A 2018-nucleotide genomic window follows, 5' to 3' on the forward strand; every position below is an offset into this window, starting at 1 on the left:
AGTGTGGTCGTGGCGGTGGGGGAAAGACGTGCCCCCCGCTCCAAGCTCCAGCGCGCTACTCAACCCGCGAGCTGCTCGGCGAGCGCGATGAGCGCGAGCTCCGAGTGCCGCGGCCCCACGAGGCAGAGTCCGACCGGCGCAGGCAGCAGCGCTCCCGGCTGCGGCACGGAGAGCAGCGGAACCGACAGTGCGGGGCGCCCGGTGATGCCGGCGACAGCCGTCATGCGCAGGGTGCCCTGCCGGGTGCGCTCGATGAGCTCGGACCCCGCCGTGATGGCGGGGGCAGCAGAGGAGGCCGACGGCACGAGCAGCACCCGGTCGCCGAGCAGGGAGTCGAGTCGAAGGGCCAGCTGCAGCATGGTCGCGCGGGCCGCATCCTCCTGCTCCGGGGTTACTCGCGAGGCGAGGGCGAAGCGGGCGGCGACGTCCTCGCCGAGCGCGCCGGGATGCGCCTCGATCCACGCGCCATGGGTGCGCCAGGCCTCGGCCTGCTGCACGGTGCGGAAGGTCTCGAAGAACTCCTGGGAGTCGCCGAGCCCGACCCGGTCGAACCGGTCTCCGACGAGCGCGTCGAAGGCGGCGCGCACGTCGGGCTCTGCCTGCGCCGCGAGCTCCGGGTCGACGACGAAGCCGCCAGTCGGAGCGTGCCCGGTGAGGGTGGCCTCGACGGCGGCGCGCAGCACCGATGGCGACCGGGTGATCCACCCGGGCGCGTCGAAGGTGCGGGCGAGCGGAAGGATGCCAGCGTCGTCGACAGAGCCGTGCGTCGACCGCAGCCCCCACAGCCCCTGGTACGACGCGGGAACCCGGATGCTGCCGGCCGTGTCCGTCGACAGCCCGATCGAGGCCTGGCCGAGGGCAACCGCCGAGGCCGGACCACTCGAGGAGCCGCCGGGCACTCCGCCGACGACGGCCGGGTTGGGTGGCGTTCCGTAGTGCGGGTTGCGGCCGGCGATCGAGTAGGCGAACTCGTCGGTCTGGGCGATTCCCGTGACGCTCGCGCCGGCATCCAGCAGCGCCTGCACGGCGGGAGAGGTGACGGAGGCAGGCTGTGCCTCGGCGAGGAAGGCAGGAACGCCACCGCCGACCGCGAAGCCCGCGACGGAGTACAGGTCTTTCACGGCGACCGTCTCGCCCGCGAGCGGGCCGCCGGCCGCGCCGGCGACGAGCGGGTTGCCCGCGACCCGCCAGACCGCGGGGTTGAGCGCTGGCGTCGGGAGCGAGACGTGCGCGGCACGAACGCGCCAGTCACCGCCCACGCGCATCCAGAGCTGCGACTGCTGGCCGCGACCCCCGGTGGCCGGCTGGGTGATTGCGATGACGAGGGCGGCATCCGGGTCGATCTCGACGACCTCCACGTGCAGGATCTCGCGTGCCGGCGCGCCACCCCGCCCGACGCGGAACGCGCTGATCGCCTCGTGCCCGACGAGGATGCCGGCGGCGTCGCCGCGCAGCGTCGCCGGATCGTCGAGGAAGAGCCGGTCGAGCGTCGGCAGGTCGTTGGCCATGAGAGCCCGCTCGTACTCCCAGAAGGCGTCGGTCACATCACTCAAAGTGGCTCTTCCTGATTCTGGCGTGAACGCCCTTCACCAGATCGACGACCTGGCTGATGTTGAAGTCGGTTGCCGCGCTGAGGTAGGCGTAGGCGTGCGCCTGATCGAGCCCGTAGCGCGCTTGCACGAGCGCGATCGCCGCACGCACGCAGTCCTGCACGGCGAGGTCGAGATCCTCGTTCATTCCGGTCGGCACGAGGAACTCGCTCGTCTCTGCAAGCGGCCCGGCGAGTTGCCCGAACAGGTCGATGGCTGCCGAGTGCGGCACCACCTCGAACCGCAGCGTCGCCCGCAGGCTGGCTTCGAAGGCAGTCAGGGCAACCTCCCCGTCACCCTGGGCGAAGTGCGGGTCGCCAACGTAGGCAAGGGCTCCGGCGACCTGCACCGGCAGGTAGAGCGACGCCCCGACGGTGAGCAGGTTGATGTCGATGTTGCCGCCGTGCGCTCCCGGCGGGATCGAGTTCG

2 protein-coding genes are annotated in these 2018 nt (G+C 72.2%); both read right to left on the reverse strand.

The annotated features are described in order from the left end of the window. Positions 1-59 precede the first annotated feature (59 nt). Positions 60-1544 (reverse strand): AtzH-like domain-containing protein, encoded by a 1485-nt coding sequence (locus AC14A7_RS00340; protein WP_484005862.1) that lies wholly within the window; start codon positions 1542-1544, stop codon positions 60-62. 1 nt (position 1545) lies between these two features. Continuing rightward, positions 1546-2018 (reverse strand): acetamidase/formamidase family protein (locus tag AC14A7_RS00345; protein ID WP_484005864.1); only part of this gene is annotated, 473 nt, incomplete at its 5' end.

Source organism: Conyzicola sp. (assembly GCF_057073975.1).